This is a genomic window from Streptomyces sp. NPDC001443 (genome assembly GCF_053597355.1).
The window spans coordinates 102,046-128,417 of sequence record NZ_JBSFIA010000030.1 but is presented as its reverse complement, the minus strand read 5'-3'; the positions used below and the strand labels follow the sequence as shown (position 1 = coordinate 128,417).

Annotated in this window: 26 protein-coding genes; 14 read left to right on the top strand and 12 right to left on the bottom strand. The window is 70.9% G+C overall.

Annotated elements, in window-relative coordinates:
* Positions 1 to 111: 111 nt before the first annotated feature.
* From ACWC24_RS27990 to ACWC24_RS27975, 4 genes are all read right to left on the bottom strand, one after another.
* Positions 112 to 1,842, bottom strand: a complete 1,731-nt coding sequence (locus ACWC24_RS27990; RefSeq protein ID WP_450665652.1) for an LCP family protein — start codon at positions 1,840 to 1,842, stop codon at positions 112 to 114.
* A gap of 198 nt (positions 1,843 to 2,040) precedes the next feature.
* The gene (locus ACWC24_RS27985; RefSeq protein WP_450665651.1) at positions 2,041 to 2,742 is read right to left on the bottom strand and encodes a DUF4232 domain-containing protein; all 702 of its coding nucleotides are present in this window, start codon (positions 2,740 to 2,742) and stop codon (positions 2,041 to 2,043) included.
* Between the two features lie 161 nt (positions 2,743 to 2,903).
* The gene (locus tag ACWC24_RS27980) at positions 2,904 to 3,698 is read right to left on the bottom strand and encodes an SDR family NAD(P)-dependent oxidoreductase (RefSeq protein ID WP_450665650.1); all 795 of its coding nucleotides are present in this window, start codon (positions 3,696 to 3,698) and stop codon (positions 2,904 to 2,906) included.
* Positions 3,699 to 3,820: 122 nt separating this feature from the next.
* Positions 3,821 to 4,396, bottom strand: coding sequence for a TetR/AcrR family transcriptional regulator (locus ACWC24_RS27975; protein WP_450665649.1), 576 nt, complete (start codon positions 4,394 to 4,396; stop codon positions 3,821 to 3,823).
* Positions 4,397 to 4,541: 145 nt separating this feature from the next.
* Here ACWC24_RS27975 and ACWC24_RS27970 point away from each other — a divergent pair, with 145 nt between their 5' ends.
* Positions 4,542 to 5,201, top strand: coding sequence for an NADPH-dependent FMN reductase (locus ACWC24_RS27970; protein WP_450665648.1), 660 nt, complete (start codon positions 4,542 to 4,544; stop codon positions 5,199 to 5,201).
* 90 nt (positions 5,202 to 5,291) lie between these two features.
* Here the strand turns inward: ACWC24_RS27970 and ACWC24_RS27965 are convergent, their stop codons facing one another.
* Entirely contained in the window at positions 5,292 to 5,705 is a 414-nt protein-coding gene (locus ACWC24_RS27965; protein WP_450665647.1) for a hypothetical protein, read from the bottom strand.
* Positions 5,706 to 5,872: 167 nt separating this feature from the next.
* Between ACWC24_RS27965 and ACWC24_RS27960 the strand changes: the two genes are divergently transcribed.
* Positions 5,873 to 6,244 (top strand): ClpX C4-type zinc finger protein, encoded by a 372-nt coding sequence (locus ACWC24_RS27960; RefSeq protein ID WP_450665646.1) that lies wholly within the window; start codon positions 5,873 to 5,875, stop codon positions 6,242 to 6,244.
* Here ACWC24_RS27960 and ACWC24_RS27955 read toward each other — a convergent pair.
* Positions 6,201 to 6,962 carry a 2-phosphosulfolactate phosphatase gene (locus ACWC24_RS27955; RefSeq protein WP_450665645.1) on the bottom strand — a complete coding sequence of 254 codons (762 nt, stop codon included), beginning with the start codon at positions 6,960 to 6,962 and terminating at the stop codon, positions 6,201 to 6,203. The genes ACWC24_RS27960 and ACWC24_RS27955 overlap by 44 nt on opposite strands.
* Positions 6,963 to 7,132: 170 nt before the next feature.
* On the opposite strand from ACWC24_RS27955, the gene ACWC24_RS27950 reads away from it, so the two are divergent.
* From ACWC24_RS27950 to ACWC24_RS27935, 4 genes are all read left to right on the top strand, one after another.
* Entirely contained in the window at positions 7,133 to 8,800 is a 1,668-nt protein-coding gene (locus ACWC24_RS27950; RefSeq protein WP_450665644.1) for a beta-1,3-glucanase family protein, read from the top strand.
* A gap of 127 nt (positions 8,801 to 8,927) precedes the next feature.
* On the top strand, positions 8,928 to 10,571 hold the full coding sequence (locus ACWC24_RS27945; protein ID WP_450665643.1) for a PucR family transcriptional regulator: 1,644 nt from the start codon (positions 8,928 to 8,930) through the stop codon (positions 10,569 to 10,571).
* A 214-nt stretch (positions 10,572 to 10,785) separates the two neighbouring features.
* Positions 10,786 to 12,087 carry a diaminopimelate decarboxylase gene (locus ACWC24_RS27940; RefSeq protein WP_450665642.1) on the top strand — a complete coding sequence of 434 codons (1,302 nt, stop codon included), beginning with the start codon at positions 10,786 to 10,788 and terminating at the stop codon, positions 12,085 to 12,087.
* A gap of 364 nt (positions 12,088 to 12,451) precedes the next feature.
* Positions 12,452 to 12,832, top strand: coding sequence for an antibiotic biosynthesis monooxygenase family protein (locus ACWC24_RS27935; RefSeq protein ID WP_450665641.1), 381 nt, complete (start codon positions 12,452 to 12,454; stop codon positions 12,830 to 12,832).
* Between the two features lie 92 nt (positions 12,833 to 12,924).
* Here the strand turns inward: ACWC24_RS27935 and ACWC24_RS27930 are convergent, their stop codons facing one another.
* On the bottom strand, positions 12,925 to 13,737 hold the full coding sequence (locus tag ACWC24_RS27930; RefSeq protein ID WP_450665640.1) for a hypothetical protein: 813 nt from the start codon (positions 13,735 to 13,737) through the stop codon (positions 12,925 to 12,927).
* Between the two features lie 148 nt (positions 13,738 to 13,885).
* Between ACWC24_RS27930 and ACWC24_RS27925 the strand changes: the two genes are divergently transcribed.
* Complete coding sequence (locus ACWC24_RS27925; protein ID WP_450665639.1) at positions 13,886 to 15,115, top strand: MFS transporter; 1,230 nt, start codon at positions 13,886 to 13,888, stop codon at positions 15,113 to 15,115.
* Positions 15,116 to 15,203: 88 nt separating this feature from the next.
* On the opposite strand, the gene ACWC24_RS27920 is transcribed toward ACWC24_RS27925, so the two are convergent.
* Positions 15,204 to 15,815 (bottom strand): GNAT family N-acetyltransferase, encoded by a 612-nt coding sequence (locus ACWC24_RS27920; RefSeq protein ID WP_450665638.1) that lies wholly within the window; start codon positions 15,813 to 15,815, stop codon positions 15,204 to 15,206.
* A 306-nt stretch (positions 15,816 to 16,121) separates the two neighbouring features.
* Here ACWC24_RS27920 and ACWC24_RS27915 point away from each other — a divergent pair, with 306 nt between their 5' ends.
* The 6 genes from ACWC24_RS27915 (at position 16,122) to ACWC24_RS27890 (ending at position 20,706) form a co-directional block, all read left to right on the top strand.
* Positions 16,122 to 16,724 (top strand): hypothetical protein, encoded by a 603-nt coding sequence (locus tag ACWC24_RS27915; RefSeq protein ID WP_450665637.1) that lies wholly within the window; start codon positions 16,122 to 16,124, stop codon positions 16,722 to 16,724.
* A gap of 185 nt (positions 16,725 to 16,909) precedes the next feature.
* Positions 16,910 to 17,671, top strand: coding sequence for an Lsr2 family DNA-binding protein (locus ACWC24_RS27910; RefSeq protein ID WP_450665636.1), 762 nt, complete (start codon positions 16,910 to 16,912; stop codon positions 17,669 to 17,671).
* A gap of 83 nt (positions 17,672 to 17,754) precedes the next feature.
* Positions 17,755 to 17,970 (top strand): hypothetical protein, encoded by a 216-nt coding sequence (locus tag ACWC24_RS27905; protein ID WP_450665635.1) that lies wholly within the window; start codon positions 17,755 to 17,757, stop codon positions 17,968 to 17,970.
* A 127-nt stretch (positions 17,971 to 18,097) separates the two neighbouring features.
* On the top strand, positions 18,098 to 18,499 hold the full coding sequence (locus ACWC24_RS27900) for a YciI family protein (RefSeq protein ID WP_450665634.1): 402 nt from the start codon (positions 18,098 to 18,100) through the stop codon (positions 18,497 to 18,499).
* Complete coding sequence (locus ACWC24_RS27895; RefSeq protein WP_450665633.1) at positions 18,496 to 19,746, top strand: RNA polymerase sigma factor; 1,251 nt, start codon at positions 18,496 to 18,498, stop codon at positions 19,744 to 19,746. The genes ACWC24_RS27900 and ACWC24_RS27895 overlap by 4 nt, the downstream gene beginning before the upstream one ends.
* A 384-nt stretch (positions 19,747 to 20,130) precedes the next feature.
* Positions 20,131 to 20,706: a lamin tail domain-containing protein gene (locus ACWC24_RS27890; protein ID WP_450665632.1), complete on the top strand. Its 576-nt coding sequence runs from the start codon at positions 20,131 to 20,133 to the stop codon at positions 20,704 to 20,706.
* A 120-nt stretch (positions 20,707 to 20,826) separates the two neighbouring features.
* On the opposite strand, the gene ACWC24_RS27885 is transcribed toward ACWC24_RS27890, so the two are convergent.
* The 3 genes from ACWC24_RS27885 to ACWC24_RS27875 form a co-directional block, all read right to left on the bottom strand.
* Positions 20,827 to 22,137 carry an MFS transporter gene (locus tag ACWC24_RS27885; RefSeq protein WP_450665631.1) on the bottom strand — a complete coding sequence of 437 codons (1,311 nt, stop codon included), beginning with the start codon at positions 22,135 to 22,137 and terminating at the stop codon, positions 20,827 to 20,829.
* Between the two features lie 148 nt (positions 22,138 to 22,285).
* Entirely contained in the window at positions 22,286 to 23,269 is a 984-nt protein-coding gene (locus tag ACWC24_RS27880) for a GlxA family transcriptional regulator (protein WP_450665630.1), read from the bottom strand.
* A 125-nt stretch (positions 23,270 to 23,394) separates the two neighbouring features.
* Positions 23,395 to 23,649 (bottom strand): hypothetical protein, encoded by a 255-nt coding sequence (locus ACWC24_RS27875; protein ID WP_450665629.1) that lies wholly within the window; start codon positions 23,647 to 23,649, stop codon positions 23,395 to 23,397.
* Positions 23,650 to 24,212: 563 nt separating this feature from the next.
* Between ACWC24_RS27875 and ACWC24_RS27870 the strand changes: the two genes are divergently transcribed.
* The gene (locus ACWC24_RS27870; protein ID WP_450665628.1) at positions 24,213 to 25,034 is read left to right on the top strand and encodes a phosphatase PAP2 family protein; all 822 of its coding nucleotides are present in this window, start codon (positions 24,213 to 24,215) and stop codon (positions 25,032 to 25,034) included.
* A gap of 12 nt (positions 25,035 to 25,046) precedes the next feature.
* On the opposite strand, the gene ACWC24_RS27865 is transcribed toward ACWC24_RS27870, so the two are convergent.
* Positions 25,047 to 26,372 carry a glutamate-1-semialdehyde 2,1-aminomutase gene (locus ACWC24_RS27865; protein WP_450665627.1) on the bottom strand — a complete coding sequence of 442 codons (1,326 nt, stop codon included), beginning with the start codon at positions 26,370 to 26,372 and terminating at the stop codon, positions 25,047 to 25,049.

Below are 26,372 nucleotides of genomic sequence, written 5' to 3'. Positions count from 1 at the left end.
CGTCCGGCCGCGCGGCCGGACGACCCGGGTGACGGCCGCGCCCCGTCGTACCGGGCGGCGAAGGGGGCTGCGTACGTCCCGTCGCCGCCGAGCCGCCCGTCCCGCCCGCCGTCAGCCGACGCACTCCTTCTTGTCGGCCTGTGACTGCGGGATGTCGGTCGGGGGCTTGGCCGGGTCGGTGAGCGCCACCCCGGGGCCGTTGAAGTCGCGTCCGAGGGTGAGTGTCATGTCCTTGCCGGTCCCGGAGCCGTCCGTGCCGGACCCGGAGGCGGCCGTGGCGGGGTGGAGTGCCGAGGCGGACAGGCCCATCATCGCGGCGAGCGCCCGGGCCTGGTCGGCCTGCTCGGGAGCGTAGGCCAAGGTCGTACGGTCCTGCTTCGCCCCGGGGGCGTTGCCGCCGTTGGTGGAGTGGGCGACGCCCTTGGTGTTCTGGAGCCACTCCAGGGTGGTCTGCGCCGCGCCCTGGGGGCCACCGCCGTTGTAGACGGTGACCCGGACCTGCGACGCGTCCGCCTTGGGGCCCTTGAGCTTGGAGTCGGACGTCGAGGGCTTCTTCGCGACCTCGGTCAGCGAGACGTCGTTCTTGATCGCCGTGAACAGTGCGGGCGCCCTGGTCTGGTCGATGACGACGGTCCGGTGGTTCTTCCCCTCGGCCGGATTGTCGACGACCGGCAGGGTCGTGAAGGTGATGTGCTCGGAATCGACCCGGTTGAGATCCTTGGCGAGGGCGGTGAGCTTGTCGACACCGCCGATGCCGGTGTCCACGGTGAGCGACTTGGTGGCCGCGTTCGCCAGTTTGAACAGCTTCGTGGGATCGCTGAGGGTGTCGCCGGACTTCATCTGGCGGATCATCGAACTCAGGAACTGCTTCTGCAGGTCGATGCGGTCCAGGTCGCTGCCGTTCTTCAGCGAGTGACGGGTCCTGACGAACTGCAGGGCCTGTTCGCCCTGGACCGTGTGCGGTCCGGCGGACAGTTTCAGGTGGGAGCCCTGACCCCGCTCGTCCGTGTCGTCGATGGGGTGGGTCAGGCAGATCGGCACGCCTCCGACCGCCGAGGAGAGCGTCTTCACGGCCTCGAAGTTGACCAGGATGAAGTGGTCGATCGGCAGGCCGGTGATCTCGGAGACGGTCCGCATGGTGCAACCCGGGTCGCGGCCCTCCTGGCCGAGGCTCTCGTTGAAACGCGGACTGAAAGATGCCTGGGGCGTGCCCTTGATCGTCTTGGTGGAGCCGTCCTTCTGCTTGGTCGGGCAGGCCGGGATGCCGGTGACCATGTCGCGCGGGATGCTCATCGCCGTCGCGTTCGACCGGTCCTTCGCCACGTGGAAGAGGATCGTGGTGTCGGCGTGGCCCACGCTGCCGGCGTCGCCGTACTTCGCGCCCAGGCCTATTCGGCTGTCGGTGCCGATGACGAGGATGTTCACCGCGTCGTCGCTGGTCGCGTTCTTGCTGCCCGCGTTGCCGACGTCCACCGTGCTGATGTTGTCGTTGAAGTGCCGGTACAGCAGATAGGCCCCGGTGCTGCCCGCCACCAGCACGAAACCCAGCGTCCCCGCGGTCCACACCAGGACCCTGCGCTTCGTGGACCGCTTGGCCTTCCGGGACTTCGCCGGGCCGCCGCGGCGGGTGCCCTCGCCCGTACCGCTGCCGTTGTGGGTGCCCTCGTCCGGTGCCGGGACGGTGCGCCGCTCCGCCTCGTGGCGCGCGCGACGCCCGCGCTGCTCCGGCACGGTGGCGGCCGGAGCGTCACCGGTGTCCGTGCGTAGCCGGTAGTCACCGGTCTCCGGGTCGAGGACCCACTGGTCCGCGGGGTCGATGTTCCTGCCGCCTTGCGTGTCCACGGTCCTCCGTCTGTACTGCGCCGCCCCTACGGCGGGGTCCGGCCGTCCGGTCCGTGCCGGATCCGCCCCATGGTCGATCCCGGGGCATCCGTTCAGACGTCCGATTGCGGCGGATGGTTGTACGAGGGTGATGTACAACGGTCTTACCGCGCGTAGACGTTGGGGCGGACGCCCCGTCTCGGTGCCCGGATGTACGGGTCAGCCGCCCTGGCCGGCGCTGCCGATCGGGCCCACCTTCACGGGCGTACCGCCGCCCTCCGTGACGGGCAGCGTGCCGGCGCCGGGCCAGGCGAGGGTGACCGTGCCGGTCTCGTTCGGCGGGGTCACCAGCAGACCCGTGATGCGCACGCCGGAGCCGCCCGAGGTGTTGAGCGGGTAGTCGATGCCGAAGGCGATGGACTGCCCGCTCTTGAGGACGGCCGGGCCGGCCGGCGTACCGGTCCGCTTCGCGGACAGCGACCCCGCGCTGGTCTTCAGGTCGACGCCCGCGTACCCGGACAGGGTGCAGTCGCGGCTGCCGCGGTTCTTCAGCTCCACCACGACGGTGCCGTCGGGGTCGCCGTCGATGAAGTCGTCCTTCGCCGTGATCTCCAGCTCGGCGGTGTGGCACCGGCCGGTGGCCGTGCCGCTCGTGCCGGAACCGGAGCCGCTCCCGGCGGCCGTGCCCTTCCCCGCGGAGCCCGTTCCGGCGGAGCCCTGCCCGGCGGTGTCCTTCCCGCCGTCCTGGTCCGAACCGCCCGCCGTCGAACCGTCCGCAGCCGAACCGCCGGTCGAGGAGGGTGCTGTGGACGCGGTGGAGGGCGCGCTCTGTCCGGTACTGTCGGCGCCGCTCTGGCAGGCCGTGAGCGAGAGCCCTGCGGCGACGGCCAGGGCGGCGAAGGTGAGCTGGTGAACGCGCATCGATTCTTCCTCGGTGTCGGCGGGCGGACCAGGCTGCTCGGTATGAGCGAGCGTCTGTGACGACCACCAAGACCGGCCCGGCCGGGCACTCCGTTCCGCCCGACCGGCCGGTAATACAGTCCTGTTACACGCGCAGCCGAGGAGATCCGTCGGAAGGGACCTCAGAGCGTCTTGGTCTGGCCGCCGTCGATGAGGGTCTCCGTGCCCGTGATGTTGGCGGCCAGGGGCGAGGCGAGGAACAGGACGAGGTCGGCGACCTCGTGCGCCTCGGTGATCCGCCCGGTGGTGATCCCCATGTTCTGCGGTACGGCGACGTCCAGCGCTTCCTGGGCGGTGATGCCGGCACTCGCGGCGGTGGCGTCGGCGAAGCCGCCCGGCGCGGTCCAGAACGGTGTGCGGACCGGGCCGGGGGCGATCGCGTTGACGCGCACGCCCTGCGGTGCGAACTCCTCGGACAGGGACTTGTTGAGGTTGGTCAGGGCGGCCTTGGCCGCCGAGTAGTCGACGACCATGGGGAAGGGCAGCCGGGCGTTGATCGAGCTGATGTTCACGATGGCCGCGCCGTCTGCCGCGATCAGGTGGGGGAGGGCCGCGCGGCTGGCGCGTACGGCGCTGAAGAAGGTCAGGTCGAAGATCCGCTGCCATGCGGCGTCGTCGACCTCGAGGAAGGACGGGCGGGGCTCGGCGGCGCCGACGTTGTTGACCAGGATGTCCAGATGCTGATGCCGCTCCACGGCCTGCTGGATCAAGGTCTCGGCTCCCTGTGCGGTGGACAGGTCGACCGGCACGATCGTGACGTCGTGCTCGGCGGCGAGGGCGTCCAGTTCCGGGGTGGAGGAGCGGCTGCCGGCCACGACCCTGACTCCTTCGCGGGCCAGCTTCTCGACGATGGCCAGGCCGATTCCCTTGCTGGCTCCGGTGACGACGGCGACCTTGTCCTTGAGCTGGAGTTCCATGACGATCCCTTTCTGGAATGATTGATACATAATCTGGTTACGACTTTCCGCGGCCTCGGTCGCGGTGGTGGTCGCGGACGGGAGTTGTCCGTCCCGACCTCGACGGGGAATGCGTGTGACCCTCAGTCCAGTACGCGCATCGCGGCCGACAGGGCGTCCTGCGCGAACTCCCGCCCCATGCGTGCCCGGCCGACGACCCGGACTCCCTGGAGGAACGTGGTGAGGAACCGGGCCAGTTCCCTCGGGTCCTTCTCCGGGGAGAGCTCGCCCCGTGTCCGTGCCCGCTCCAGGGCGCCGGCGAGGAACGACTCGACCTGCCGGATCGCGATGGTGACGCGGTCCGCCGCGGACGGCAGGTCGCCGCACTGGGTGGAGGCGTTGACCACGAGACAGCCGCGCGTGGGGTCGGCCAGGTCCGCCTCGATCAGCGCGGCGAGCACCTTGCGGACGGCGGGCAGGATCTCGGGAGCTTCGCCGAGGGTCTTCTCCAGGTCGTCGTGCTGGAGGGAGGTGTAGCGCTCCAGGGAGCGGAGGTAGAGCTGCTCCTTCGAGCCGAAGGCCGCGTAGAAGCTCCCGCTGCCTATCGACAGCTCCTTCAGCAGGTCCTGCAGTGATGTCTCGGCGTAGCCGCGGCGCCAGAACAGGTCCATGGCGCGGTCCACCGCCTGGTCGATGTCGAACTCCCTGGTGCGTGCCATGCGGCAAGCCTAGCGCTTTTTCTGGAATGGTCAATCAAGTATCCAGGGGCTCGCTGCCTGTCGGTCGCACGGTGGCTCTTTCCCGACCAGACTCGTTCTGTGAGCGCCTCGCGGTAGGCATGTGCCTGCGACGGAAGGACTGTCCATGACCACCGACACACGTCCCGGCCCGCTGCGGGTGCTGGTGTTCGGCGCGTCACTGCGCGCCGACTCGGTCAATGCCCGCCTCGCGGCCCTGGTGGCTCGGCTCGTCTCCGACGCCGGGGCCGGTGTCGATCTCGCCTTGATGCGCGACTTCGACATGCCCCTGTACGACGGTGACGTGGAGGCGGCCGAGGGGCTGCCGCCCGGCGCGCTGGCCCTGCGCGACCGGCTGGACCGCAGTGACGCCTTCGTCATCGCCTCCCCGGAGTACAACGCCTCCGTTCCGGGCGTGCTGAAGAACGCGATCGACTGGGTCTCCCGCGTCCGGCCGCAGCCGTTCAAGACCAAGCACGCCCTGCTCGTGTCCGCCTCGCCGTCCCTGGTGGGCGGGAACCGCGGGCTGTGGGCGCTGCGGGTGCCGCTGGAGCATCTGGGCACCCGCGTCTACCCGGACATGTTCAGCCTGGCCGACAGCTACCAGGCCTTCGCCGAGGACGGCCGGCTGATCGACGCGGGGCTGCACGAACGCCTCACCGAGACCGTGTCGGGATTCCTCGGCCTCGTCGAGGCGGACGTGCGTTACGTGTGTCTGGAGCGCCGCTGGTACGAGTTCCTGGGCGACCGCACCGAAGCGGACGTCACGCAGCGGGCGGAGAAGTGAGGTCCGCCAGCCGGGCGGGGTGACGGCGCCGGCCGCGAGGCGGTCCGCGGTGCGGGTCGCCGTACCCGCGCGGCCCCGGCGTCGGCCGGCTCAGCCGACCAGTGTCTCGAATCCCGAGCTGTCGCAATAGGACACCGCACGGCTCTCGGCTCCGGCGTCGCCGCCGACGGCGTACACGGTGTCGTCGAGGATGTGGCCGCCGTCGCGCTCGAGGCCTTCCCGGGCGAGCTTCTTCGCGGCGGCGATGACCAGCGTCCTCGCCGCTCCGAGAGCGTCGGACTCGGACGTCGGGGCCGACTGTCCGTCACTGTCACCGGTGTCCTCCGCGTCGGTGGTAGTGGCGCGCCTGGCGTCCTGCCAGGCGCCCAGTTCGGCGCAGTAGTTCTCCTGCCACTCCTTGGCCTGCGCGGGTTCGCCCGACGAACAACTGCTCATCAGGACAGCGGCGACGACGACGGCCGCCGCTCGCGGGACTGCTCGTGCGCACCGATCGCTGTATTGCATGGACATGCCCTCCCGAGATCCGGCCCAGAGTATGGACCACGGACCTGTCGGTACGCCCGGTCGGCCTCCGGGTGCAGGGTCCTACGCTTGTCAGGGTGGCCCTGACAGTCGTACGGTGGCTGTCAGGATCGGCCTGACAGGAAGCCGATCGTCGGAGGAGGGGCCGCATGTCCGCGGGGACGATGGAGCACGACGGCCGGGCATGCTCGTTCTGCGGCAGGCCCGAGGCGGAGGTGACCAAGCTGATCGCCGGTCCCGGGGTGCACATCTGCGACAAGTGCGTGGACCTGGCCGCCTCGATCGTGGCCGAGTACTACCCCGCCCCGACCGAGCTGCGGATGCCCATGTGGGGCGAGCTGACCGACGCCGAGATGCTGGCCCGGCTGCCACGGGTCGCGGCCGTCGCCGACCAGGTCGAGGCCGATCTGCGCATGTGGGTCATGGAGCTGCGGCGGCGCGGCGTGACCTGGGCCAGGATCGGAGAGGCGCTCGGCATCACCCGTCAGTCGGCCTGGGGGCGGTTCTCCGGGGAGGAGTGACGGTCGACGCCTCGTCGGTGGGCGACGGCGATGGCGAGGGCGGGGGGACGTCGTACGGGCGGAGGACCATGAGCGAGTCCTCCATGGCCGCCACCATGGCGAACGGGAAGCGGTCGGCCTCGAGGCAGAGCGCGACGTCATCAGGATGGACGCCTTGACGCACTCCCTCCGTCAGCTCGGCGGCGGCGCGTGACGCGGCGGCGCGCCGGAGGAACACGCCGACGTCGGTCCCGGCCTCGCCGGCTCTCCCGGCGATGTATTGAGCGCAGGCCAGATCCTCCTCGGCCCGGCCGTCCTCGCCCGTGACCACGAACGTGACCCGGTCGCACTCACGTGTCCGCAGGACCTGAGCCGTCGCCTCCGCCACCACGAAGCCGGCGCACAGCACCAGCGACGCCTCCTTGACCGCCAGGGCGCCGACCGTCCCCGCCGTGGTCTTCTGTACGACGGTCCGCCCGTCGAGGTCGACGGACCGCAGCAGCCCTGGCGAGTTGACGGCGTCGAACCCGGGGGCGGGCGGACCGTCCTTGATCGCCACCCAGCGCGGGTGACGGGCCTTGAGCGCCAGGGCCTGGGCCGGCGACTCGGCGAGAACGATCCTTTCCGCTCCCTGGGCAAAGGCCCGGGCCGCCACGGTGAAGGCGCGCATGACGTCGACCACGACCGCCACGGCCGGGACTTCGGTGAGCTCGGCGATGCCGAGGAAGCGAGCGTCCATGACGATCATGGTTGCGTACGTCCGACTCGCAGTCGCATGGACGTAATGGTTCCGTAACCTTGACGTTATTGGTCCAGTCCAATAACGTCCGCACAGAACTCCCCATGACACAACACCCCCCAACCGTCATCCAGTTGACGGACCATCACTCCCTCTGGGAGGGCCCCACTGTGGTTTCCCGACGTTCCTTCCTTGCCGCGGCCGGCGCCGTCACCGGTGCGGCCGCGCTCAGCCCGCTGTCACCGATCTCGCCGCTGACGTCCACCGCGGCGGCGGCGGGAGTCTCGCTCCCCGTGAAACTGGCGAACAACTCCGGTCAGGACACCGTCTACGCCTACATATCCGGTACCGACAGCAGCGGCTGGCCGGTCTTCGTCTCGGCGAACGGCACCCTGAACCGGCTGCCCAACCCGTCGTCCGCGGTGACCCCCATCGCCGACTACTCCATCCCGCTGGGCGCCTCCGGCTCGGCCGCCACCATCGTCAACCTGACCAATTACGTCATCAGCGGCCGCATCTATTTCTCGGTCGGCAAGAAGCTCCAGTTCTTCGTCAACCCGGGCACCGTGCCCGGTGTGGTGCAGCCCGCCCTGACCAGTGGCGACCCCAACTACTCGACCAACTGGACGTTCTGCGAGTTCACCTTCAACAGCGCCAACCTCTACGCGAACATCTCGTACGTGGACATGGTGGCGCTGCCGATCTCGATGTCGAGCACCGGCAGCGGGGGCAACCAGTCGGTCACGCCGCTGCCCTCCGGCGCCCTCGCCTCCATCGCCTCCGGCCTCCAGGCGCAGCACGCGTCCGACGGTGCCCCCTGGGACAAGCTGGTGGTCACCGACTCCTCCGGCGGGGTGCTGCGCGTCATGGCGCCCGTGCACTCGCCGGTCGACTTCGGCGGCTACTGGAACGACTACCTGAACCGGGTCTGGAGCCACTACGCCACCACCCCGCTGACCATCAACGGCCAGGGCGGCATCGGTTCCTACACCGGCACCGTCTCCGGCAACGCCATCGTCTTCTCCGGTCTCAACACCAACGGCGTGCCGTTCACCAAGCCGAGCGCCGTCGACATCTTCGGCTGCGCGTCAGGCCCCCTCTACAACTCCGGGGGAGACGCCCGCGGGGCGATAGCCGCCCGGCTCGCGGCCGCGATCAACCGCAGCTCGCTCCTGGTCTCGGGCGGGAACAACAACCCCGACGGTGTGACGCCCTCGCAGTACTACACCGACTCGATCACCAACCACTACGCGCGGCTGGTCCACAAGTACGCCAGCATCGGCTACGCCTTCCCGTACGACGACGTCGGCCCGACCGGCTCGGCCCCCGTCGACGGGCACATCCAGGACGGGGCGCCCACCTCGTGGAGCGTCACCCTGGGCGCAGGCGGCACCGGCGGCGGATCGGGTGGAGGCACGGGCGGCGTCAGCGCCTACAGCACCATCCAGGCCGAGTCCTTCTCGGCGCAGAACGGGACCACCACCGAAAGCTGTTCCGACACCGGCGGCGGCAGCGACGTGGGCTACATCGGAAACGGTGACTGGCTGAAGTTCTCCTCCGTCGACTTCGGTTCGGCCTCCCCGACCCAGTTCAAGGCCCGGCTGGCGTCGGGCGCGGCGGCCGGGGTCAGCGGCGCCGTCCAGGTACGGCTCGACAGCACGACCGGCACGAAGATCGCCGAGATCAACTTCGCCGGCAGCGGCGGCTGGCAGACCTGGCAGACCGTTCCGGCGAACATCGTCGCCTCCGCCACCGGAGTCCACGACGTCTACCTGGTCTTCTCGTCGGGCAGCGGTGCGGACTTCACCAACGTCAACTGGTTCACCTTCACCAGCTGACCTCCCGCGCCGCTCCGGCGCAGCCCGCCGGCGGTGGTGCGACCGCCCCACGAGAGTGGTCGCACCGCCGCCGGTTCGGCTCATACACTCACCGTCACGCGACTGACCGACCGTGACGGGGGGCCGGATGGTGCCGAACAGCATCGTCGAACAGGGGGACGCTGCCGCATCGAGGCCGACGCTGGACAGACTGCTGTCGGTCATGGGGGCCGGTGCGCTGGAGCCGCACACGGCCTCGCACGGTCTGGAAGCCGTGGTCGACGGAGTCATGATGCTCGACCCGCTGGAGCCCGGGCAGCCGCGCGGACAGGTGCTGCTGGCCGTGGGCGTCGATCCGCAGTCGGCCGCCGCCGTCGACGTCGTGCGCGAGGCCGCCGCATCGGGAGCGGCCGCGGTGGTCTTCGGACAGGGCCGGTCGGGGCGGCCCTCGGCCGCGCTGTGGGCGGCCGCAGAGGAAGCCGGCCTGGCGGTGCTCCTGCGTACGGCGTGGTGCGGCTGGACCGAGCTGGTCGGCGCGCTGCGGGCCGGACTCGTCCTGTGCGGGGTCCCCGCCGACCCGGCGGTGGCGCCGGGTGACCTGAACGGACTGGCCGACGCGGTCGCGGTCCTCGTCGGCGGCGCGGTGACGATCGAGGACGTGGAGTCCCGGGTGCTTGCGTACTCGTCCACGAAGGAGGACGTGGACGAGATGCGCCGGCTGACGATCCTCGCCCGGCGCGTGCCGGAGTGGCGCGTGGCCGCCATGTCGGAGGCCGGGTTCTTCCGGGCGCTGTGGGGTTCGGGGGACGTCATCCACCGGCCGGCCCACGGGGACAACCCCGAACGGCTGGTCGTGGCGGTGCGGGCCGGCGGCGAGATCCTGGGCTCGATCTGGGTGGCGGCCGCGGGCGGCGACCTCCCGTCGCACGCCTCCGACACGCTGCGATCGGCGGCGCGGGCGGCCGCCGCACATCTGCTCCACCACCGGTCGCACCGTACCCACGCCCGACTGGTCGAGGAGGCGGCCCGAGCGCTGCTCGACGGACGCGGATCGGCCGGCACGCTGAGCGAACTCACCGGGATCGCGGCGGACGGGCACTGCGCCGCCCTGTCGGTGCGTCCCGGAGACGCCGCCGGTAAAGGGGTGGAAGCCGGACGACTGTGCGCCCTGCTGACGGTGTGCTGCGGGGCGAACGACCTCACACCGGTGGTGATCCCGGTCGACCAGGGGGCCCTGGTCCTGGTGGGCGCGCTGCACCAGGACCCGCGGCGGGCCGCCGAGCAGGTCGCGCGGCTGGGGACGTCCCTCGTCCGGCAGGTGTCCGACGTGTTCGGCCCGCGGGCGCGCATCGGTCTGGGCACGGTCGTCGAGTCCCTGGCGGACCTGCCCGAGTCCCGCCGGTCGGCGGACCTGGCGCTGCGGGCCCTGCTCTCGCCGGGGGAGCACCGTAGCGTCGCCCGCGCCGACGAGGTCGCCGAGACGATCGCCCTGGACCAGATGCTGGACAGACTGACGGGATCGGCCCTGGCACCGGGGACACCGGTGGCGCGCCTGGTCGCGTACGACGCCGGACAGGGCGGGGACACCATGGTGCGCACCCTGCGGGCCTACCTCGACCACTTCGGTCATGTGCCGGAGACCGCCCGGGCGCTCGGGGTGCACGCGAACAGCCTGCGCCACCGGATCGGCAGGATCACCGAGGTGTCCGGGCTCGACCTGCGCAGCCCGGACGCCCGCCTCCTCGCCCAACTGCAACTGCGCCTCCTCGACCGCGGCGGCCGGGAAACCTGAGCGCCCGGTCGTCCGCCACGAAGAACGGGCGGTTCCTTCGTGCCCGCGCACAACGGAGGCGGCCCCGGGCCCGGGATTTCGCTCCACGGTGAGAACCACCCGGCGGAACACCGGAACCTGGGACGAAGACGTCGGCACCGTCGCGACGGGACGCTGGTGGTCCGCCCCACGGCAACCGAGGGGCGGTCAGACCTCGACCCAGGGAGGGTGCGGCGTGAGTGGTCACGACAGGGCCGACCGGCGTGAGCGGATTCTGCGGGCAGCGGTGCAGGAGGGACTCCTGGAACCCGAGACGGTCGTGCTGGCGGGGTTCGTCGATCTCGACGGCGTCAACGAGACCGTGGCGTCCCTGCACAGGGCGTTCCCCGACTCCCTGCGGGTCCTGCACGCGTTCGCAGCCAAGGCGAACTGCCTGGTGCCCGTGCTCGACGAACTGCGCCGCAGCGGCATGGGCTGCGAGGTCGCCAGCGCCGGGGAGCTCGCCCAGGCGCTGGAGGCGGGTTTCGACCCCGCTCACATCGTGTTCGACTCCCCGGCCAAGTCTCGGCAGGAACTCGCCTGGGCGCTGGACCTGGGAGTCGCGGTGAACGCGGACAGCTTCCAGGAACTCGAGCGACTGGACGAGATACTGGCGACCCGCTCCACCGACTCGCGGCTCGGCGTGCGCATCAACCCCCAGATCGGAGCCGGCTCGATCACCGCCATGAGCACGGCCACCGCGACCTCGAAGTTCGGCATCCCGCTGGCGGACGAGGGCAACCGGCGACGCCTGCTCCAGACGTACAAGGACCGCCCCTGGCTCACCTGGCTGCACACGCACGTCGGCTCGCAGGGCTGCCCCCCGGACCTGATCGCCCGGGGGGTCGCGACGGCGGTCGAGTTCGCCGAGGAGATCAACAGCCACCTCGGCCGTCGGCAGGTCACCGGCATCGACGTCGGGGGCGGACTGTCGGTCAACTTCGACAGCGACGAGACGACGCCCGGCTTCGACACCTATGTGGACCACCTGCGCGCGCAGGCACCGGCCCTGTTCTCGGGCCGGTACGAGATCGTCACCGAGTTCGGCCGTTCCGTGCTGGCGAAGAACGGGTTCATGGCCGCGTACGTCGAATACACCAAGACCGTCGGCGGGCGTCCCATCGCCATCACCCACGCGGGCGCACAGGTCGCCACGCGGACGGCGTTCGCCCCCGACGCGTGGCCCCTGCGCGTAGAGGCGCACGACCCCCGTGGCCGGGCCAAGCGCGGCCGGCCCGTGCACCAGGACGTCGCGGGCCCGTGCTGCTTCGCCGGCGATCTGCTGGCCCGCGACCGCGCCCTTCCCCTCCTCGACGTCGGCGACCTCGTCGTCGTCCCGGACACCGGCGCGTACTACTTCTCCACGCCCTTCCACTACAACAGCCTGCCCGAGCCCGCGGTGCACGGTGCCCGCATCGACGCCGACGGCCGGGTCACCTTCCGGCTGCTCCGTCCGGCACAGGCAGGCCACCCGATCCCGGCCCCGGCCGGCCGGTGACCCCCACCCGCGGAAGGCAGGTGCAATCGCCATGAAAGTACGGTTCGTCCGGTCGGGGTGCTCCACGGGGAAAGCGACACCTTCGGGCCGACGGGGGGCCGTCGGACGATGGCTGTCCACCACGGGAGCGTACGGCGGCCGCGTGACGTGCGACCTCGCGCGGTGGGTCTTACGACGTCGACGCGTCGCGGCCGCCCAGTTCCTCCGGGGCGCGTGCTACGGGGCGGGCACGGCCGTGGTGGGTCTGCTGGCGGTATGGGTGCAGACGCGCTGACAGCAGTGGCCGGCGTGTTCGTCCCGGGCAGCGCCGTGATCGTCCGAAAGGCACTGGCCCGTCGGGTGCGTCCCGCCTTACGGTGGCGCCATGGATGATCACTCGGAAGCGCCTGTCGCGCCCGTCGGGGCCTTTGAACCCCCTTACTACGCGGCGGTCTTCACCACCGTGCGCGCCCAGGACCAGAGCGGTTACGGCGAGACCAACGCACGCATGGAGGACCTGGTGAAGGACATTCCCGGGTACCTGGGGATGGATCACGCACAGACCCCCGGCGGGCTGGGCATCACGGTCGGGTACTTCCGCGACGCCGACGCCCTCACGGAGTGGCGGCGCAATGCCGAGCACCGCGCGGCTCAGCAGCGCGGGCGGGACCAGTGGTACCAGAGCTACACACTGCATGTGGCGAAGGTGGAGCGCAGTCACGCGTTCACGCGAGCGGAGGCGCCGCGGAACGCGACAGCGGGCTGATCGGTCCAGCACATTCCCGAGGTCGGCCGTCTCGCCCTGACCGTGGTGCCACCGGGTGTCGCCCGGTGGCACCAAGTCGACTGTGAAGAGCGTCAGTTGCCCTGCGGAAAGTCCTTGCGCTTGATCTTGGCGCGGCGCCCGTCGGGGTGGTGGAACACGATCCCCTCGGCCACGTGCCCCGGGGCGTATCGGCTCTCGAGCTTGTCGAGGAAGTCCCTCAAGCCCGTGTAACTGCGCGGCACGTCCTGGTAGATCGGGACTTCGAGGTTGAACGGCACGCACAGGTGGTCGTCCAGTGCCAGCGGATTGCCCTGGATGCGCGGGCCCAGTGCCTCGCAGGGGTGTTCGTCGTCCGGCCAGCCGGAGACGTCGGTGTTGCGGGCGGCGGCCAGGATCCACTTGTCGTCGGCCGCGTACTCGTCCGTGTCGACGTACCAGCCGTCCACGATGCCCTGCTGCTTCTGCGCCTTGCTGGGGTTGCGGCGCTTCTCCACCCGTACCAGCCGGCCGGAACGGACGGTGAGCCGGACGTTCGTGCCGTCCAGCTTCTCGGTCGGAGTCCCCTCGCCCTCGAAGACCCACGCGCATTCGGCGCGGGGCCGGTCGATGACCCGGAAGCGGTCGTCCCGTTCGAACAGGGTGGGGATCTTCTCCATGACCTGCATACCCTTTCGGACCTGTTGGATGAGCTCTTCCGCGTCGATCACCCCTGCGGCCAGTCCGCCCGCCAGGGAGCGCACCAGATCGGCCACCGACACCTCCGCCTCGACGGCGACGCGCTTGAGGGCCTTCTTCTCCTCGGGTGAGACCCATGCCACCAGCCGGGACCAGCCCTCCGGCGGAGTCCAACGGGCCAGTGCCTGCGGGTTCTTGCGGGGGCGACCTCGCCCTCTTGTTTCGGGCATGGCACGAAGCTAGAGGGAAGCCTGATGTTGTGTCAATTGGCATAACAGAAAATGCAGTTCACTCCATCTCGCAACTCTCTTGCTATTGCAAGTAATGTGCAACAAACTGGGCGGACCCTTACTTCCACCGAGGACATGGAGCCTGGTCATGCCCCGCCTGATGCCGGACACGAGGCCGCGGCGCGTTCTCGCGGCCTCGAACTTCGTCTACACCGTCGGCAGCGGTCTCCATCTCACCGCCGGGGTCCTGTACTTCACCGAGGCGGTGCGCCTTCCGGCCGACCGGGTGGGGCTCGGGCTCGGTGTCGCCGGTCTCGTCGCGCTGGTCCTGGGCGTCATGGCCGGCCATCTGGCCGACCGGCACGGAGCGCGCGGCGTCTACGCGGCCACCCTGGGTGTCCAGGCGCTGGCCACGGCCGGCTTCGTCCTGGTGGACGGCTTCTGGCCGTTCGTCCTCGCCGTCTGCGCGGCGGCCGCGGCGAAGGCGGCCGGCACGGCAGCCCGCTCCCCGCTGATCAGACACTACGGAGGCGAGCGGCCGCAGGAGTTCAGGGCCTACCTGCGTGCGGTGACCAACGTCGGCATCTCCCTCGGCGCCGTGCTCGCGGGCTGGGTCGTACAGGTGGGCACGCTCACCGCCTACCAACTCATGGCCATCGGCAACGCGATCGCCTTCGTGGTCTCCGCGGGGATCCTGGTCCTCCTGCCGCCGGTCGCGCCCGTCCCCACGACCGACGGCCCTCGCTGGATCGCCCTGCGGGACCGCCCCTACCTGCTGCTGACCGTCCTCGACGGCGTCATGGCGATCCAGTTCAAGGTGCTCACCGTGGCCATCCCGCTCTGGATCGTCGGTGCCACCACCGCCCCGCACTGGCTCATCTCGGTCACCATGCTCACCGGGACGGTCATTGTCGTCGCCTTCCAGGTCCGCGCCGGCCGCGACGTCACTTCCCCCGCCGCCGGTGCGCACGCCTACCGCCGGGCAGGTGCGGCCTTCCTCGTCGCCTGTGCTCTGATCTCGCTGAGCGCGGGCACCCCGGCGTGGGCGGCCGTGGCGCTGCTCGTCGTCGCGGTGGTGATCCACACGGTCGGCGAACTGTGGCACTCCGCCGCGGGCTTCGAGGTCTCCTTCGCCCTCGCCCCGGCCCATGCCACCGGTCAGTACCTGGGCGTGTTCGGCCTCGGCGCAGGCCTTGCCGAAGCGTTCGGTCCGGGCCTGCTCATCGCCCTGTGCATCACCTGGGGCCGCCCCGGATGGTACGTCGTAGGAGCCATGTTCGCGCTGACGGGCCTGGCGGCGCCGGCCGTGGTCCGTCGGATCAAGCCGCCGTCCTCGTCCGGAACCGGCGCTCGACAGCAGTCGGTGGTCCCTCGGTAGAACAGCCGGTCGAAGACGCGGGCCGTCCCGGGTCCGTGCCGCCCCGTGCCGAACAGGACGGGTCCCAGGGGAATCCGGGGCCCGGCTGTCAGGCGTGGTCGAGTTCTCCCAGGCGGGAGGTCAGGCGCTCCTTGGCCGCGGGCCACTCGGCGGCGAGGATCGAGAAGTACACCGTGTCCCGCCAGGTACCGTCGGGACGCCGGCGGTGGCGGCGGAGCACGCCCTCGCGGCGCGCCCCGATGCGGGCGATCGCGGCCTGTGAGCGGTGGTTGAGGTGATCGGTCTTCAGCTGCACGCGCCCCATGCCCAGGTCCTCGAAGGCGTGGGTGAGCAGGAGCAGCTTCGACTCGGTATTGACGGCGGTACGCCAGTACGCGCGCCCGTACCACGTCCAGCCGATCTCCAGCCGTTCGTCGGCCACGTCGATGTCCATGTACGTGGTCCAGCCGACGGCCCGGCCGGTGGCGCGGTGGACGACCGCGAAGGGAACGTACGCGCCCTGTCCGGCGGCCTCGAGCAGCGTGGCGAGCTTCGCGCCCAGTTCCGCCTGCGTCCGGGGCGCGGGCCCACCCTGCCACCGCCACACCTCCTCGTCACCGCCGCCCGCTTCGAAGAGATCGCCGAGATGGTCCGTCGTGAGAGGTTCCAGGCGTACTCGGGGGCCGGTGAGGGTGCGGGGCAGCGGAGTCCGGGCAGGCATGGACCGGACGGTATCGGGGTGTCCCGCCCCGGACAACTCGGTCCTGGTTCTGTGCAATTGCGTCTGCACCGGGGCGATGCCGAACGGGCTGCCCGCGTCGAGCGGGAGTCCACGTGCGGAACTGGCCGGCAGCCACGCGCAAGCGCCCCACGATCACCGCCAACTGAACTGGCTCCCGGCTAAGTTGGCGACCCGTCCCCAGAATTCGCCGTTAAGCTCCGGTACCCACGACGGGGCAGGCGCGCCCGGCTGTTCGGCGTGCCCCACCGATTGCGAAGCCGAAATCCGAAATCCGGGAGGACATTCATGGCAGAGCAGGATCCGAGAGACCAAGCGGGACAGGCCGCGACATCTCACGCGCCGCAGTGGGCCGAGAGCGGTCCGACGACCTGGCAGCCGGCGCTCGAGACCGACCGCGTCCGCTCGGCCGCCGCAGGCCTCGGTGCGCTACGGCTGGCCCGGCGGGAGCCCGGCAGGGCGGGCGAGTCACTGCGGGGCTTCGGGCTCGCCGCCGGTTCGGCGGCCGGCCTGGTGGTGATGGGTCTGGTCCTGTCCCGGTTCGAGGACTCGGGCTGGACGGGGGCCTTCCGCGGGCTGGCCATCGCGCTGCTCGGAGGCGTGATCGTCGGCCTGATCCGGGGGGTGCGGGGGCTGCTGCGGGCCCGGATGGCGATCTACGTGTACGACCACGGTCTGGTCGGCACGGCCCGGAGCCGTACCAGGGCGATCCGTTGGGAGCAGGTGACCCAGGTCGTCGTCTTCTCCAGCGAGGGCGTGCACATAGCCGCGGGTGACTGGCCGATGATCATTCCGGCCGATGTGGTCGGCGGGGCAGCGGACCGGGCCGAGTTCCTGGACGCCGTCGTATCACCGCTGGAGCAGCGGGGCGTCGAGGTCCGACGCTTCTGACCGGCCCGTGGGCGCCGACGTCCCCACGGCGCCCACGGACCACGCCGCGGGCGAGAGGCCGGGCCTTGGCGGACGCGCGCCCGACGCTCGGGCATCGCGGTGGCCCCGGTGTCAGTGGTCGCCAGTACGGTCTGGCCGAGGGCCGGCAGTGGCCACCCACCGGACCATCGGGCTGGAGATCACGTATGAGCGAAGCGACCGCGCACGAGACGGATGCCGTACGTCAGGCCTGGGAGCGGATCACCGGATGGCTCGAACACCACGCACCCGAGGTGTTCGCCGCTCTGGGCGGTCCGGGGAGCCCGGCGGCCATCGGCGACGCCGAGGAACGCATGGGTCTGCAATTGCCCCGGGAGTTGCGGCAATTGCTCTTGATGAACGACGTCACTGCCGGTCGGCGGCCCCCCGCCGGGGCGACGCTGGTGACCCTGGGGTGCGAGGTGGACCTCCCCGGCGGCGGTCTCCTGCTGGGGCTCGTCGACATCGAGCGGGTCTACTTCGCGATGATGGACACGCAGATGGGCGTGTCCGGCCATCCGGACTGCCTTGTCTGGCGCCGGGAATGGGTGCCGATCACCGCGGAGACCGATGGTTTCCACGGGAATTACCTGGACACGGGGACCGGCTGCGTCGGGTCGTGGTGTGAGGGAGAGATCCCGACGGAGGAGGACTACCCCTCACTGGCCGCGTTTCTCCAAGTCGCCGCCGACGGACTGGAGGGCGTCACCTCGAGTGACTCCGGCAAGGTGCGCGGTCGTCGTGCGAGCGTGCCCGCTGCCACGGCTGCGAGTGAACCCACTCCCGACGACGAGGCGATACGGCTCTGGGCGCGGGCGAACGGCATGCGCGTCAACGACGGCGGGCGCATCCCGACCTCCATCCGTGAGGCGTACGAAAAGGCCACGGAAGGTGTCGTCGGCGCCGGGCCGACGCCCGGGAACGGCTGACCGAGAAGCCCTTTTGCGGCGCCCCTTCACGTTCTTGGCGAGGCGGTTACGATCTTCCGACATCGACAGGGAGGAAGATCGTCATGAGTATGGGGCTCGCAGGGCTGCCCGGCAGAGAGTGGATGGTCAAGGACGCGAAGGGCCGTAAGCACAGCTACGACTCCGCGGAAGAAGCGTTCGAGGAACTGCACGAGTACGGGGAGGGCGCCACGGTGTGGACCCGCGAGGTGTACCGGGCCATGTTCATCACCAAGTCGATCGAGGGCTGGAAGCAGGTCCCGCACCCCGGCGGCGACTGAACTCCATCGGGCGGGCGATGCGGCGCCAGGATTCCCTGGCGATGTAGAGAACCCGTCGACGGCTCCGTCAACAGGGTGACGGCGCCGGACCGGGCCGCATTGACGAGCAAGGATTCAAGGAGTTGACGTGCCGAAGTTCCTGCTGATGGTCGACCACGACGGTGGAGTGTTCGAGCAGCCGATGGACGAGTGGGATCCCGACGACATCGCGGCACACTTCGACTACTACGCGGCGCTGACCGAGGAGTTGGTCGAGAGCGGCGAGATGGTGCACTTCACCGGACTGGCCGACCCGCGGCTGGCCCGGATCGTGCGCTCGGACGGTGCTTCGGCCCCGGTGGTGACGGACGGCCCGTTCCCGGAGTCCAAGGAGGTCCTGGCCGGGTTCAACGTGGTCGACGTGGAGTCCGAGGCGCGTGCCGTGGAGATCGCCGCGAGGATCTCGGCGGTGCCCGGCCCGGGCGGGGTGCCGACGCGGCAGCCGGTCGAGGTGCGTCAGGTGTTGAACGACACCGCGTTCGATCTGTGACCGAACGGCCCTGCGTCGAGGACCTGTTGCGCTCGCTGGCACCACAGGTCCTCGCCCTGCTCGTGCGACGGCTGGGCGACTTCGACGCCTGCGAGGACGCGGTCCAGGAGGCCCTGATCGCCGCCGCCCGGCACTGGCCCGAGCACGGAGTGCCGGAAGGCCCACGCGGCTGGCTGCTGCGGACCGCCACGCACCGCTACACCGACCAGCTGCGCAGCGAGGCGGCACGCCGGCGGCGCGAGGAGCGTGTGGCCAGGGAACCGGCACCGGCCGGGATCTCGGCAGCCGACGACTGCCTGGCGCTGCTGTTCATGTGCTGCCATCCCGCGCTCACCCCCGCCTCGGCCATCGCCCTGACGCTCAGGGCCGTCGGCGGCCTGACGACCGCCCAGATCGCAGCCGCCTACCTGGTGCCCGAGGCGACGATGGCGCAGCGCATCAGCCGGGCCAAGCAGCGCCTGAAGGCGTCGTCGGCGCGGTTCGACGTGCCCGTGCCGGGTGCGCCGGACTGGCCGGGGCGGCTGGGGTCGGTGCTGCGCGTGCTGTATCTGCTGTTCAACGAGGGCTATACCGCCTCCGCGGGTGCGACGCTGCACCGGGCTGATCTCGCCGGTGAGGCCATCCGGCTGACCCGGCAGGTGCGCCGGCTCCTGCCGGCCGAGGGCGAGGTGGCCGGGCTGCTGGCCCTGATGCTGCTGACCGAGGCCCGCCGCCCGGCGCGTACCGGCCCGCACGGGGAACTGGTGCCGCTGGCCGAGCAGGACCGCACGCTGTGGGACCGGCGCCTGGTCCGGGAGGGCACCGCGCTGCTGATCGGCACGTTCGGCCACGGGCAACGGCCCGGCGAATACCGGTTGCAGGCCGCCGTCGCGGCCGTCCACGACCGTGCCGCCCACGCCCGGGACACCGACTGGCCGCAGATCCTCGGCCTGTACGAGGTGCTGGAGCGGATGACGGGCGGTCCGCTGGTCACGCTCAACCGTGCGGTCGCCCTCGCGATGGTCGACACACCGGCCGCCGCCCTGGCACTGCTGGACCGGCTCGACAGCGACGGCCGCGGCCCGCTGACCGGTCATCACCGCGTGCACGCGGTGCGGGCCCATCTGCTGGAGATGGCCGGAGAGCCGGAGACGGCCGTGCACCACTACCGCCTCGCGGCGTCCCTTACCGTCAGCACGCCCGAACAGCGCTACCTCACGGCCAGGGCCGCCGCGTTGCACCGGCGCGCACGGCCGACGGCCGACTGAACCGACCGGGCGCTGCGGTACCGGATCGGCGTGAACGGGCGATCGCGGAGCGGAGGGCCGTTACCCACTTTCGGGTGACGGCCTGCTGGGTCCCGGCCTGGCGCGGAGCGGCGATCGGTGGTGTTCCCCAACGCCCGCACGGGGTGGCGGCCTGTCGGGGCGTCGAACACGGATGCAGTCGACATGCATGGGCGATACATTTAAGAGTCACGGAAATATGGGCAACTTGTAACAGCAGCCGGTTTACAGCTCAAAGTCTCCGCATTGCGGACAGAGTGTGTGTGCGGCCGCAAAAGGGGGCCGTGACCTCGTACATCCGCGTAGGTGCCGCGGCGGCTCGCAAGGCCGCTTCCGTACCGACGCCCGCACCATCAGGGGGACTTCATGTCCGCTTCTGTCCTTGCCACCGCCCGCTCTCTCTCCGCTCGCCGTCTGGCCGCCGCCGCGCTGGCGGCCGGCGCCGTGGTGGGCGTGGCGGCGCTGCCGGCGTCCGCGGCGGGGGTGGCCCGGCCGCACCAGCCGCAGGTGAAGATCACGGCCGTGCAGGCCGATCCCCCCGGACGTGACGAGCGTTCCGACCGTTCGCTGAACAAGGAATGGGTCGAGCTGAGCAACACCACGCGCCAGGCCGTCAACCTCGACGGCTGGACCCTGCGCGACAACGTCGGCCGTACCTACACCTTCCACCACTACCGGCTGGGCGGCCGCGACACGGTCCGCATCCACACCGGTCAGGGCCGGGACACCCGCACCGACCTGTACCAGGACCGCCGCAACCACGTCTGGGACAACGACCGCGGCACCATCACCCTGCGCGACAACCGCGGCCGCTTCGTCGACGACGAGTCCTGGGGCCGCAACCGCGGTCACGGTGACGACCGCGGTCACGGTGACAACCGCGGTCACGGTGACAACCGCGGACACGGTGACGACCACCGTCCGGGCGGCAACCGTCACTGACCTCGCACACCGTCCCCGGGAGGCTGAACACGCCACCCGGACACGGTGACGACACGGCGGCGTGCCGGCCCCGCAAGGGTCCGGCACGCCGCCGCCGGTTTCACGGACCCGACGACCGCGTCACTCGATCGGGACTCCCGACGCGGGGCCGGATACGGCTTCGCGGAGGGGGGCGGCGGTGTCCCGCTCGCCGGCGATGCCGACCGTGCCGTCGGGGAAGCGCTGGACCGAACGCACGCCGGGCAGCAGGTTCAGCAGCAGGCACGGTGTGCCGATGAGGGCCGCGGCCGCCAGCAGGGTCGTACGCGTCCCGAGGAACTGGGCGACCGGGGCGGCGGCGGCGTAGCCGGCGGGCATGGCGATCAACGAGATCGTCCAGTCCAGCGAGCTGACCCGGGCCAGGATCTCCTCGGGGAAGAGCTGCTGCTGCGTGGTCGCCAGAACCTCGCCGACGAGCGAGGTCATCGCGAAGGCCACGGCCACGCCGAGGGCGACGACGAAGAGCGGGGCCGGGGGCGCGAGCAACGCCAACGGGAGGACGCCGAGGACCGCGGCCGCGTTCGAGGTGACCAGAGGGCGGCGCGGCCGGTAGCGCAGCGCGGCCAGTCCGCCGACGATGGAACCCACCGAACCGGTGAGCATGATGACGCTCCAGGCGGTGGCCCCGCCGTGGCCGTGCTCCATCACGACCGGGCCGAGGACGAAGAAGAACGCCACCGCGAAGTTCCACACGCCCCAGCAGAGCAGGTTGGCCAGGTACCAGCGACGCCGGGCCACCGCCAGCCAGCCGTCGCGCAGGTCCGCGAAGAAGTGCTGCTTCTCCGACCGCCGCGTCTGCCTGCGCAGGTGCATCCGGGAGACCAGTACGAAGCTCAGCAGGAAACTGACGGCATTGACGAGGATCGCGGTACCCGGACCGGAGACCGCCAGCAGCAGCCCGGCGAGGGCCGGGCCGAGCACCTTGGTGGTGCTGTCGGTCAGGCCGAGCAGGGCGTTCGCGGGTTGCAGCTGCTCGGGGTCGACGATCTCGGCCAGGACGGCCCTCGATGCCGGGGTGAAGAAGGCGAAGGCCAGGCCGGCGATCGTGTACGTGACGGCGAACTGCCACACCGTCGCCTGGTGCAGGAAGATCATCACGGCCAGCAGGCCGTAGCAGAGCGCCTGGACGGCGTCGGTCGCCAGCAGCACCAGCTTGCGCGGCAGCCGGTCCGCCCAGACACCGCCCACCGGCAGCATCACCACCTGACCGACCGCATGGCAGGTCAGCACCGTGCCGACGTCCAGGGCGCTGCCACCCGAGCGCAGAACGGCGAAGACCACGGTCACGGGTATCAGGGCATTGCCCATCGCGGAGACGCTGCGCGCGGTCCACAGGACTCGGTAGGGGCGCTCCCGCAGCGGGCGCAACGACTTGGGCATGGGTATGGGCATGGGCAGCCTTGCTTTCCGGGTGATGGGGTGTACGGAACGGCCACGGGCTCGCGGTCCTCGAGCCGGCTCCGGCCAGGCAAGGACGCCCTACGGCCCGCAAGGACTTCCTTACGGCCGCAGCCTTCGGGAACCGCTCGAGCGAAAGGCGTCAGGCGGTGGTGCGGAACCGCCGCCGGTAGGCCGCGGGCGTGGTGCCGGTCCGCTTGCGCAGCGCGCGGTGGAGCGTCTCCACCGATCCGAGCCCGCATGCGGCGGCGACCCGGTCCAGCGGCTGGTCGGTGCCTTCCAGGAGCCGACGGGCCGCCTCCACCCGTACGGCCTCGACGTAGGCGCCCGGTGTGGTCCCGGTCTCCTGGCGGAAGACCCGCGCGAAGTGACGCTCGCTCAGGCACATCCGGGCCGCGAGGGCGGCGGCGGACAGGTCGCCGTCCAGGTGGTCGACGATGAACATCCGCAGATCGTCGATGGCACGGCGGGTCGCGGGCGGCCGGCTCAGCGGGACCGAGAACTGGCTCTGACCGCCCTGGCGCTTGAGGTACATGACCAGTTGCCGCGCCACCGCCAGAGCGACCTCCTCGCCCAGGTCCTCGGCGACCAGCGCCAGGGCCAGGTCCATGCAGGAGCTGATACCGGCGCCGGTCCACACGCTGCCGCAGCGCACGAAGATCGGGTCGGGGTCGACGGCGACCTCGGGATGGTCCGCCGCCAACTGCGCCGCGGCCGACCAGTGGGTCGTCGCCGTCCTGCCGTCGAGCAGTCCGGCGGCGGCCAGCAGGTGCGCGCCCACGCACACCGACACCACCCGTCGGGCCAGCGGCGCGACCCGGGCGATCCACGCCACGACGTCGCCGTCCACGCGGGCGACCTGGCCGTCGGGGCCCGCATCGACCGCCCCGGGGACCAGCAGCGTGTCCAGTACGCCGTCCACCTCGTCGAAGGCCAGGTCCGCTACCAGCCGCAGTCCCGCCGACGTGACCACCTCGCCGCGGTCTCGCCCCGCGAGCTCGACCCGGTAGCCCGCGGCGCCCCCGGTCTCCCGGTTGGCCACGGCGAAGACCTCGGCCGGGCCGGTGACGTCGAGAAGGTCGACGCCGGGGAAGACCGCGACGACGACGCGGCGGGTGGTGGACATGGCTCCATCCTGACCCGCGTGACTCGGCGGCGGCAATGACGCTCTGCTGCCAGATACGGACATGACGGTCCGGCGGGGTACGGGCGTCTCCGTCGGACCGGGGCGAGGGGGCGGAGCCTCTGCGGTCACGTTCCGTCCAGTGGAAACGTTGCGGCCATCAAGGCAACTCCGGTTATTTGCCGAGCTTTCAGGGCCGGTTTACCTGAGATCCAATTCTTCGGGAACTGATTGACGGGGCGGTCGTGATCCATATACGTGTGCGACATGAACATGGCATATGCGAGGATCGGCTTTAAGGTGATCGCCTGTACCGCTGCTGCCGCCTGCATGGTGGTGATCGGCACATCGGCTCCCGCTCGGGCCGCGACCAGCATCAACATCTGTACCAGCCAAGTAATAACGGACGACTGTCTTGCCGGTAGGTCGGGAGACGACGTCACCATGGTGTATGAGTGCTGGGAAGACAATGCGAAATGGCATTGGGGTTCGGAGTCGAACACCTGGTCCGGACATACGATGCGCCGGTTGGTGAACAACGCCAGTGGTGACTGTCTGACCACAGACGCCCTGAACGTCCGGAACGCTGTCCTGGGACGGCAAGAGGGTCTGGTACTGGAACGAGACGTAGGTGAAAGCCTCGTGTTCGGGCCGCGTAGCTGTCCTCGGTCCGATCGAGGCGGGGTGAAGCAACCGGCTCCCGTACGGAGACTTGACTCGTGAGCTTCCCAACGGCGACACGTCGAAGCCGAGTTGTTGGTTAAGGTGGTCTATGGAGACCGTTTTGGTACCAGTTGACGGCCGAAGCGGGGTCGGCTCCTCTTCGAAGAGGGTCTGGAGCGGGGGAGACGGGCAGCCGTCGGCACAGGGCTGTCCGTCGGTCGGATGAAGGGTCGCGCCCAGTGAGGATCCGGAACGCCGTTCGCCGAACACGGCACAGGACCGCATGACGGCCGGACGCGCTGCGCGGGTGAGAGACCGGTCGGCGCCCGTGACGTCCCCGGCGCCGCGCGGGTGGCTCGGGCTCACCGCGGTCCTCGCCGCGCTCGGGGTCGTCGTGCTCGGGGTCCGGTACGCCGGCGAGAGCGAGCCCGGCGCGCTGGACGCGCGGATCGGGTCGGCGTTGTACGGGGTCGGCCCGCGGTGGCGGCACGTCGCGCTGGCCCTGGACTTTCTGGGCGAGCCCGGGGGATCGGTGATGCTGGTCGGGTCCCTCGTGACGGGCTGCCTGCTGCTTCGGCGTCCTCGCGCGGCGGTGCTCGTCGTCGCCGGAGCCGGGGTGTCCGTGGTGACGGCCACGCTGCTCAAGTCCGTGGTGGGACGCACCATCCACGGGGAGCACCTGTCCTTCCCGAGCGGCCACACCGCCTTCGCCACCGCGCTCGCGCTCGTCGTGGCGCTGACCGCGACCGGCCGACCCGGCCTCGGCAGGACGGCCGGCATGTCACTCGTGCTCGCCTCGGCGCTGGTCGCCGGCGCGGCCATGGGCTGGGCGCAGGTCACCCTGGGCGCGCACTATCCGACCGACGTCCTCGGCGGCTGGTGCACCGCGCTGGCGATGGTCCCGGCGACCGCGTGGCTCGTCGACCTGACGGCCGACCGGATGCCAGGCCGGATGCCAGGCCGGATGCCCGGCCGGATGTCCGGTCGCGGCGTGGACCGGCCGGCGGACCGGCCGTCCGATCGGACATCCGGTCAGTCAGCCGGTCAGTCGGTCGGTCGGTCGGTCGATCGGACGGCCGATGCCGGTCGCCGGGAACACCGTTGACGTCAATTCACGTCACGCGATGCGGCGGAACACGGGCTTCACCGGTCGCCCGGCCACCCAGGGGGTGGGGTCGGCGGCGTCCAGTGCCTTGCGGTAGACCGCGCAGGCCTGGGCCACCACCTCGACCGTGCGGTCGATGTCGGCGTCGTCCAGCGCGCTGCTCACCACGAACGACGGGGCCAGCACCCCGCCCGCGAGGAGCCGCCGCAGGAAAAGAGTGCGGTACTCCTGCGACGGCAGGCCGTTCTCGTCGAGGGTGGCGAAGACCAGGTTGCTGGCCCGCCCCCGCACGACGACGTGGTCGCCGACGCCCGCGTCGGCCGCCGCCGCGCGGACACCGGCGGCCAACCGCTCGCCGAGGGCGTGCAACCGCGCGGTGATGCCCTCCTCGGTGTAGGTGGCCAGCACGGCCATCGCGGCCACCAGGGAGTGGGTCTCCGCGCCGTGCGTGGTGGACAGCAGGAACACCCGCTCGCCGGAGTGACGCAGCCCGCCCCGCTCCATCAGCTCGCGGCGCCCGGCCAGCGCGGAGACGGCGAATCCGTTGCCCAGCGCCTTGCCGAACGTGGAGAGGTCGGGGACGACTCCGTACAGGCCCTGGGCGCCCGCCTCGGACCAGCGCAGACCGGTGATCATCTCGTCGAAGACCAGCACACAGCCGTGTCGGTCGGCCAGCGCGCGCAGGCCGGCGAGGTAGCCGGGCGGCGGCTCGCACTGGGCGGCCGGTTCGAGGATCAGACAGGCGACCTCGCCCTGGTACCGGGTGAGCAGCTCCTCCGTGGCGGTCAGGTCCCCGTAAGGGAACGTCACGGTCAGCTCGTTGGTCGCCGACGGAATGCCGGCGGACATCGGCGTGGTGCCGATGAACCAGTCGTCGACGGAGAAGAACGGATGGTCGGCGCAGATCGCCACCCGTGCACGCCCGGTGGCGGCGCGGGCGAGGCGCACCGCCGCGGTGGTGGCGTCGGAGCCGTTCTTGGCGAACTTCACCATCTCGGCGGTCGGCACCGTGGCCAGGAAACGTTCCGCGGCCTCGACCTCCACGATGGACGGCCGTACGAAGTTGCTGCCGCGGTCGAGTTCGCGCCGTACCGCCTCGTTCACGCGCGGATGGGCGTGGCCGAGGCTGACCGACCGCAGGCCGGAGCCGTACTCGATGTAGCGGTTGCCGTCGACGTCCCACACGTGGGCACCGCTGCCGTGGCTGATGACCGGCGCCAGATGCTCGGGGTACTGGTCGTCGCCCTTGGCGTAGGTGTGTGCGCCCCCGGGGATCAGGGCGTGCAGCCGCTCGTTGGCGGTCCGCGACAGGGGCAGATGGATCTCTTCGGTGTCCAC

What these genes read in the sequence shown, in the direction of transcription:
- ACWC24_RS27930 (WP_450665640.1), bottom strand. Translation starts at nt 13,737, where the DNA reads ATGCCCGAAACAAGAGGGCGAGGTCGCCCCCGCAAGAACCCGCAGGCA.
- ACWC24_RS27985 (WP_450665651.1), bottom strand. Translation starts at nt 2,742, where the DNA reads ATGCGCGTTCACCAGCTCACCTTCGCCGCCCTGGCCGTCGCCGCAGGG.
- ACWC24_RS27920 (WP_450665638.1), bottom strand. Translation starts at nt 15,815, where the DNA reads ATGCCTGCCCGGACTCCGCTGCCCCGCACCCTCACCGGCCCCCGAGTA.
- ACWC24_RS27945 (WP_450665643.1), top strand. Translation starts at nt 8,928, where the DNA reads ATGGTGCCGAACAGCATCGTCGAACAGGGGGACGCTGCCGCATCGAGG.
- ACWC24_RS27905 (WP_450665635.1), top strand. Translation starts at nt 17,755, where the DNA reads ATGAGTATGGGGCTCGCAGGGCTGCCCGGCAGAGAGTGGATGGTCAAG.
- ACWC24_RS27960 (WP_450665646.1), top strand. Translation starts at nt 5,873, where the DNA reads ATGTCCGCGGGGACGATGGAGCACGACGGCCGGGCATGCTCGTTCTGC.
- ACWC24_RS27925 (WP_450665639.1), top strand. Translation starts at nt 13,886, where the DNA reads ATGCCCCGCCTGATGCCGGACACGAGGCCGCGGCGCGTTCTCGCGGCC.
- ACWC24_RS27980 (WP_450665650.1), bottom strand. Translation starts at nt 3,698, where the DNA reads ATGGAACTCCAGCTCAAGGACAAGGTCGCCGTCGTCACCGGAGCCAGC.
- ACWC24_RS27955 (WP_450665645.1), bottom strand. Translation starts at nt 6,962, where the DNA reads ATGGACGCTCGCTTCCTCGGCATCGCCGAGCTCACCGAAGTCCCGGCC.
- ACWC24_RS27915 (WP_450665637.1), top strand. Translation starts at nt 16,122, where the DNA reads ATGGCAGAGCAGGATCCGAGAGACCAAGCGGGACAGGCCGCGACATCT.
- ACWC24_RS27885 (WP_450665631.1), bottom strand. Translation starts at nt 22,137, where the DNA reads ATGCCCATACCCATGCCCAAGTCGTTGCGCCCGCTGCGGGAGCGCCCC.
- ACWC24_RS27870 (WP_450665628.1), top strand. Translation starts at nt 24,213, where the DNA reads ATGACGGCCGGACGCGCTGCGCGGGTGAGAGACCGGTCGGCGCCCGTG.
- ACWC24_RS27935 (WP_450665641.1), top strand. Translation starts at nt 12,452, where the DNA reads ATGGATGATCACTCGGAAGCGCCTGTCGCGCCCGTCGGGGCCTTTGAA.
- ACWC24_RS27910 (WP_450665636.1), top strand. Translation starts at nt 16,910, where the DNA reads ATGAGCGAAGCGACCGCGCACGAGACGGATGCCGTACGTCAGGCCTGG.
- ACWC24_RS27880 (WP_450665630.1), bottom strand. Translation starts at nt 23,269, where the DNA reads ATGTCCACCACCCGCCGCGTCGTCGTCGCGGTCTTCCCCGGCGTCGAC.
- ACWC24_RS27965 (WP_450665647.1), bottom strand. Translation starts at nt 5,705, where the DNA reads ATGCAATACAGCGATCGGTGCGCACGAGCAGTCCCGCGAGCGGCGGCC.
- ACWC24_RS27970 (WP_450665648.1), top strand. Translation starts at nt 4,542, where the DNA reads ATGACCACCGACACACGTCCCGGCCCGCTGCGGGTGCTGGTGTTCGGC.
- ACWC24_RS27875 (WP_450665629.1), bottom strand. Translation starts at nt 23,649, where the DNA reads ATGTTGATGCTGGTCGCGGCCCGAGCGGGAGCCGATGTGCCGATCACC.
- ACWC24_RS27975 (WP_450665649.1), bottom strand. Translation starts at nt 4,396, where the DNA reads ATGGCACGCACCAGGGAGTTCGACATCGACCAGGCGGTGGACCGCGCC.
- ACWC24_RS27890 (WP_450665632.1), top strand. Translation starts at nt 20,131, where the DNA reads ATGTCCGCTTCTGTCCTTGCCACCGCCCGCTCTCTCTCCGCTCGCCGT.